Raw genomic sequence first — 6,736 nt, 5'->3', positions numbered from 1 at the left:
CCGCCAACACCGTGTCGCAGACCATCACCCGGGCCTTCGGCCGGCGCTGAGCGTCACCCGCCACAACGACCGGGTGGGGGGGCCGCGTCCAGCGGCCCCGCCTACCTGCCCACGCGTAGGAAACCGGCGCCGGGGGTACGGGAATCGGATGCCGGACGTAGGGGACCTGATCGGAGACCGCTACCGCCTGGCCGATCGGATCGCTGCCGGCGGCATGGGCGAGGTGTGGCGAGCTGTCGACGAGACGCTCAACCGGACCGTGGCCGTCAAGATGCTGCACACGCGGTTCATCGAGGAGGCCAGCGCCGGTGAGCGTTTCCGGCGCGAGGCGCGGGCCATGGCCGCGCTGCGGCATCCGAATGTCGCGGAGGTCTACGACTACGGCGAAGCGCCCCTGCCCGGCGCGTCCGGGCTCGCCTACATCGTGATGGCGTACGTGCAGGGCCAGCCGTTGTCGGAGCGCGTCGCCGAGCTCGGTCGGCTGGGCACCGCCGAGACGCTGTCGATCGTGGCGCAGACCGCCCGCGCCCTGCAGGCCGCCCACGACGTCGGCGTGGTCCACCGGGACGTGAAGCCGGGCAACCTGATCATCGAGCCGGATGGCCACGTCGTCCTCGTCGACTTCGGTATCGCGGTCCGACCGGAAGCGACGAGTCTGACGGCGGCGAACCAGGTTGTGGGCACCGCCCTCTACATGGCGCCGGAGCAACTGTCCCGGAACGCGATCACTCCAGCCGCCGACATCTACGCCCTGGGGGCGGTGGCCTATCACTGCCTCGCCGGCCATCCACCGTTCGAGGGCGAGAACGCGGTCGCCGTGGCCCTGCGCCGCCTCGACGAGGAGCCGCCCCCGCTGCCCGACCATGTCCCGGGGCCCGTGCGTGACCTCGTCGCCACCGCGATGGCCACGGACCCCGATCATCGATTCCCGGCCGCCGCAGCCATGGCCGCCACCGCAGAGGCAGTCTCCGGCTCGCCCGCCTCGCCGACGGCCCCCGCGCTCGCGGCGGTGGCCCCGGCCGCGCCGGAAGCCGCCCGTCCCGCGACTCCCGGGTCACCGGAAGCGGCACGCCGGCCTGGCCGAGGCGCATGGCGTGGGATCGGCGCCGTCGTGCTCGTCCTGCTGGCCACCGCGGCGGCAGCCGTGGTGTTCGCTGATCACACCGGATGGTCGCCCGGTCGGTCCGGTGTGCCAACGCCCTCCGTGGTCACGTCTCGGCCGGATTCCGTCGGGGGTGACCCTGTCAACGCTCCCAGCGCGGCGCGAAGCGCGCGGCCTGATCCGGACCGCACCACGCCCGCTGCCCGTGCCTCCGAACCCGCCTCGGGACCGTCGAGCGACCGACCTGGTGCAACACCGTCGGCCACGGCCCGCACCTCAGCGGCGCCGGCCGTGACGACGGTCGATCCGACGCCGGAGCCGACCGGTGGCCCAGGGAGTGGGTCGCCGTCCCTGTCGCCGCCCCCACCTACTCCCTGAACGGGCCGCCGTGGTCTGGCTACCAGGCGTTCAGGTGAGCCGGGCCGATTCGTGGAGATGGTCGAAGATGAGCTGGTCGACCGGGGAGACGCGGTCACGGTCGCGGTAGGTGAGCCAGGCGATCTCTTCGATCTCGTTGTCCGGCTGGAGGGCGCCTCGGTAGTCGGCCGTGTAACAGGTCATCCGCACGATGGTGCCGTCCGGGTGCCCGTGAGCCTGGGCATGGAAGGTCCCGAGGTGTTCGGCGCTGTCGGCGACGATGCCGACGGCCAGTTCCTCGCGGATCTCACGGGTGAGCGTGTCGAGGTCGCTCTCGCCGGGTTCGCGCTTTCCGCCCGGGAGGTAGTAGACGTCCTTGCCCCGGGAGCGGGAGCTGAGGATCGCGCCGTTCTCCAACCGGATCCAGGCGACCTTGTCGATGACGGTCATCCCGAACCACCTGTCGGATCCGAGCCGTGGCCATGGACCTGGCGGCGCGTCGTCATGCCGCAATCATGCCCGCCGGGCGTACGACACTCAAGATCGGCATACGCCGGCCCCGCCGGTCGGGTGCCCGTTAGGCTGGCCGTTCCCGGCCGCACCACCTGGAGATGTGCCCCTCACCGTGGCCTGATCACTCACCCGCACAGGAGACACCGACGATGCCGAAGGCCTACTGGATCAACACGTTCCGGTCCATCACCGACCAGGAGAAGCTCGCCGCGTACGTCGAGCTGGCCGGGCCGGCGATGCGCGCGGCGGGGGGTCGGTTCCTGGCGCGTGGCCTGCCGGCTCACGCGTTCGAGTCCGGGATCGTCGAGCGCACGACGCTGATCGAGTTCGACAGCGTGGAGGCCGCGGTCGCCGCGTACCGCAGCCCGGCCTACCAGGAGGCGCTGCGGGCGCTCGACGACGGCGCCGAACGCGACCTGCGCATCATCGAGGCGACGCCCGAGCCGCCGGCGTGACCCGCCGCTGACCCGGAACCGCCGTGGCGGCGGACGAGGGAGGGAGCATCCCCGGACGGGATGCTCCCTCCGACTGCTCGCCTACCCGATGAACCTGAAGTAGGCGCGGTGCTGGAATCCGGTGTCGAGGGTCAGCACGAACTCACGGCAGGTGCCGGCCCAGGCGGGGTCGGTCTTCCACGGGTAGAGGTACTGGCCGTTGGCGGTGGCGGAAAGCCCCGAGCCGCCGGGGGTCTGCGCGGCCACCGGTGCGGGCCGGGGGGTGATACCGCCGTCCGGGTTGACGGTCTGCAGCGTGTCGCAGTCCACCAGGCGGGAGTACGGCGAGTTGCTGGCGAGGACGTCCAGGCCCCGGTTGGTGCCGAGGTCGAACCTCATCGGCACCGCGTCACCGGCGTCGGCGGTGTTCAGGGCGGGTTGTGCGGCCCGACCGGTGAAGTCGCCGCGGCAGGTGGGGTGGGTGTCGAAGGCCTCGGTGTTGTCGTCGCGGTTGGTGGTGCCCTGCACCGCGCTGTAGCCGAGGCCCCGACGGGCGAAGGAGGCCCACAGCGTGCAGGCGTTGGCGCCGCCGGTCAGCGCCGCGTCGGCGGCGATGATGGCGTTGCGGCCGGTGACGAAGCCCGGCCCGCAGCCCTGGAACTTCAACCCGTCCATGACCAGCTGCATGGCGAGGTTGTTACCGCCGGTGTTCCAGGAGTCGTAGATGTTGGGGTTGTACCCGTGCCGGTCGATGAGGTCCCACGTCATGTCCCAGAGCACGGCCGCCCAGCCGTGACCGACGCCGTGCGGCGTGGCCAGGGACGTGCCGTTGAGCCAGCCGCCGGTCTTGATGCTGTCGTAGGTGAACGGCTGGGTCTCCATGTCGCGGGAGTACGGCCGCGGCCGGATTCCGTTGCCGCTCCGGTCGTCCTGGAACAGCACGTACGGGCCCATGCCGCGGCGGCCGTCCGCGGTGTCGAACCGCGGGTCCATGAGCATGGTGACGGCGAACCAGTCGCTCCAGCCCTCGCCCATCCGCTCGTCACCGGTGAGGCAGTTGATCGTCGGCCCGCCGGTGAGCCGGTTGGAGATGCCGTGCGCGTACTCGTGGATGACGACCCCCGCGTCGAGGTCGCCGTCCCGGATGCCGGGGTGGTTCGGGTGCTTCCGGATGCTCCCCGCCGCCGTCCCGTCGGCGACGGCGGCCTTGATGGTGGCCCCGTCGGCCTGGGTGACGGAGACCGCCGGGATGGTGACCGGTGCGCCGGTCATCGACCCGGTCAGGACCGGCGCGGTGCCGGCCGCGTTGTGCGCGATGACCACGGCGTCGGCACCGAGGGACTCGGCGACCTGGGCGCGGAGGAGGTAGCTGCAGGCGGCGGTGCCGCCGTCGAGCACCGCGATCCAGTCGCCGGCGGGCCGGTTCTCGGGGTACGCGTCGGTGGTGCAGCCGGTGCCGCCGTACACGAACTGGCCGGACCGCCCGGCGACCGTGGGCGCCGGGGTGAACCGCGACCACGACGCGTCGAACGAGCCGGCCCCGTCCACGACGACCTGGTTCTGGGCGCCGAACTGGTTGCCGGGCCACAGGTACATCTGCATCCGGGGAGTGAGGTCACCGTCGACGGCCGGAGTGGAGAAGTTCGCGTTGTTCGTGCCGCCGCCGTCGGCCGCCTCGGCGCGAACGTAGTCCCCGGCCACACCACCGCGGCCGTAGTTGTTCGCCTGGAAGTTGCCCGACGCCTCGTCGAAGCCGTACCGGTGGGTGACGTCGTGGACGATGTTGTTCCAGTAGAAGAGGTTGGCCGTTGCCGCGTCCCGGTAGTTCTGCGCGTGCTCGCCGAGGTCGAGCGGGAAGGTGAAGGTCAGCCCGGCTCCGCCGTCCGGGCTGCTGCCCAGGTCCGCCGTGTTGTTGTTGTCCTGGTCCTGGTAGGCGTGCACGTTGACGCCCTGCGTCGTGGTGAACTCCGCGCCGGGCGACCCGTCGGTGTCGTGCCAGCCGTGCGGGGACGCCGTCCCGTCCGCCGGGTTCGTCGCCAGCGTGCGCGGCCCGTCGTTCGGGCTCTCCGCCGGCAGGCCGAACACCTGGTAGCTCGACCCGTCCTGCACCGGGTCGGGTGAGCCGGCCGCGGCGGCGACCTGCGAGCGGCCCGCGACGTGCTGGCCCAGCGTGCTCGACAGCTCGGACACCTCGTCGTGGGTCGTCCAGTCCTCCACGGCGAGCAGCGCGCCGCTCTGCGCGTCGATCGTCGCGTTCCACAGGTGGGAGTCCGTGGAATCGTCGATCACGACCTGCCACGCCAGGCGCAGCCCGTCGTCGCCGGGCTGCCACCCCAGCTTGGCCGGAATCGGCTGGTCGGAGACGCCGCTGCCGGAGACGACCGTCCGCTTCGCCGGACCGGGGGCACGTTTGAGCACCTTGGGGCTGCGCGGAGCGGGGAGTTTCAACGCCTTCGCCGCCGCACGCACGGCCTTGACAGCGTCGACCGACTCCGTGGTCGACGTGCCGGCGGACAGTTCGGACACCAACGTGTCGCCCACGAAGACGACGCTGCCGTCGCGGGCGACGTTGACGGTGGCCGTGGCGCCGAACACCTCCAACTGCCGGTACCGCTGCGCCAGGTTCACGTGCGTCACACCGTTGTGCCGGCTGGTGTAGCTGGAGGCGACCGCGAGGTCGCCCAGGTCGGCGGCGTCGACGCCGTGCCGACCCGCGTTGGCCCGCAGGTACGTCATGGCGATGGTGTCCGGCCGGCCCTCGTTCGGGCCGGTGAGGAAGATGGGGTTCGGCTTCGCGGCCTGACCCTCCTCCGGGGCCGCCCAGCCCGGCGTGGCCGCCAACGTCAGCGACACGACGATACTGCTGGTGAACACCAATCGGAGGTCGCGCCGAGCGCGTGAGACGGGGGGAGATGAAGCCACCGCTGCTCCCTTCGCTGTTCCGACACGGCGCCTCCTGGCGCCGAGCCACCACCACCGGAACAGCCCGTGCCGGCGTACGCCCCAGCGCGGTGTTGCCGACCGACGCTACGGACCGGGCGACCACCCGTCATCCAGCACATGTTTAAATATCTCGATAGATTCTCCGACACGTGTCAGTCGACCACGCCGCCGGCGTGACGCGACCTCACCGAGGGTCGATGAGGCACATCCCGCCGGGGCCGGGCCGGTCCATCGTCGCCAGCGCGTCGGGCACCTCGGCGAGGCCGATGGTGCGGGTGATCAGGTCAGCGGGGCGCAGGACACCCGAGGTGACCAGCCGCAGCAGTTCCGGGTAGGCGTGCGCGGCCATGCCGTGGCTGCCCAGCAGCTCCAGCTCGTACGCGATCACCAGCTCCATCGGCAGGGCCGGGCGGCCCTGGGCCGGGGGGAGGAGCCCGACCTGCACGTGCCGTCCGCGCCGCCGCAGGCTCTCGATCGAGGCGGTGCAGGTGGCGTGACTGCCCAGCGCGTCGAGCGACAGGTGGGCGCCGCCGCCGGTCGCCTCGCGGACGGCCGCCGCCACCGCGTCGGGCCCGGCGAGGGCGCTGCCGTCCAGGCAGACGGTGGCCCCGCAGCTTCGGGCCAGGTCGAGTGCGCCCGGCGCGATGTCGACGGCCACCACCTGCGCGCCGCACGCCGCCGCGATCATCACCGCGGACAGCCCCACCCCACCGCAACCGTGCACCGCCACCCACTCGCCCGCGGCCACCCGTCCCTGGCCGACCACGGCCCGGAACGCGGTGGCGAAGCGGCAGCCGAGGGCGGCCGCGACCGGGTGGTCCAGCTCGTCGGGGAGGCGGACCAGGTTGACGTCGGCGTCGCGCACCGCCACGTACTCGGCGAACGACCCCCAGTGGGTGAAGCCGGGCTGCGTCTGCCGCTCGCAGACCTGCTGGTCGCCCGCCAGGCAGGCCGGGCAGCGCCCGCAGGCGCAGACGAAGGGCACGGTGACCCGGTCGCCGGCCCGCCATCCGGGTACGCCGGCGCCGACCGCCGCGACGACGCCCGCGTACTCGTGGCCGGGGACGTGCGGCAGCCGGATGTCGGGATCGTGGCCCTGCCAGCCGTGCCAGTCGCTGCGGCACAGTCCGGTCGCCTCGACCCGGATGACCACGCCCCCGGCCGGCGGCTCCGGGTCCGGGACGTCGCGGACCTCGGGCCGGGCACCGAACTCGTCGAAGATCACCGCACGCATGCGCGCATCCTCACACGCCCCGGACCGGCGGCCCGCGCTCGCCCCGCCCGGGTCGGCTGCCGTCCGGATGTGTCCAGAACGCCCGGTTCACGGAGTGTGACGGGTAACGCTCCGGCCAAACGACCCGCCGTGATCTTGGTGCGACTTCCCGGA

5 protein-coding genes are annotated in these 6,736 nt (G+C 72.5%); 2 read left to right on the top strand and 3 right to left on the bottom strand.

Annotated elements, in window-relative coordinates; translation table 11 throughout:
• The first annotated feature begins 148 nt into the window (after positions 1 to 148).
• A complete protein-coding gene (locus AB0873_RS21710; protein ID WP_366601659.1) occupies positions 149 to 1,480 on the top strand; it encodes a protein kinase in 1,332 nt (443 codons plus the stop codon).
• A gap of 30 nt (positions 1,481 to 1,510) precedes the next feature.
• Here the strand turns inward: AB0873_RS21710 and AB0873_RS21705 are convergent, their stop codons facing one another.
• Positions 1,511 to 1,909 (bottom strand): NUDIX domain-containing protein, encoded by a 399-nt coding sequence (locus AB0873_RS21705; RefSeq protein ID WP_155332037.1) that lies wholly within the window; start codon positions 1,907 to 1,909, stop codon positions 1,511 to 1,513.
• A gap of 212 nt (positions 1,910 to 2,121) precedes the next feature.
• On the opposite strand from AB0873_RS21705, the gene AB0873_RS21700 reads away from it, so the two are divergent.
• The gene (locus tag AB0873_RS21700) at positions 2,122 to 2,427 is read left to right on the top strand and encodes a DUF1330 domain-containing protein (protein WP_366601657.1); all 306 of its coding nucleotides are present in this window, start codon (positions 2,122 to 2,124) and stop codon (positions 2,425 to 2,427) included.
• A gap of 81 nt (positions 2,428 to 2,508) precedes the next feature.
• Here AB0873_RS21700 and AB0873_RS21695 read toward each other — a convergent pair whose 3' ends face one another.
• Positions 2,509 to 5,280: a M36 family metallopeptidase gene (locus AB0873_RS21695; protein ID WP_366601655.1), complete on the bottom strand. Its 2,772-nt coding sequence runs from the start codon at positions 5,278 to 5,280 to the stop codon at positions 2,509 to 2,511.
• 253 nt (positions 5,281 to 5,533) lie between these two features.
• Positions 5,534 to 6,583 carry a zinc-dependent alcohol dehydrogenase family protein gene (locus AB0873_RS21690; protein ID WP_366601653.1) on the bottom strand — a complete coding sequence of 350 codons (1,050 nt, stop codon included), beginning with the start codon at positions 6,581 to 6,583 and terminating at the stop codon, positions 5,534 to 5,536.
• Positions 6,584 to 6,736: the final 153 nt, after the last annotated feature.

This window comes from Micromonospora sp. NPDC047707, from assembly GCF_040704235.1.
In the GTDB taxonomy this organism is placed as follows: domain Bacteria; phylum Actinomycetota; class Actinomycetes; order Mycobacteriales; family Micromonosporaceae; genus Micromonospora.
This window is presented reverse-complemented; position numbering and strand designations above follow the sequence as displayed.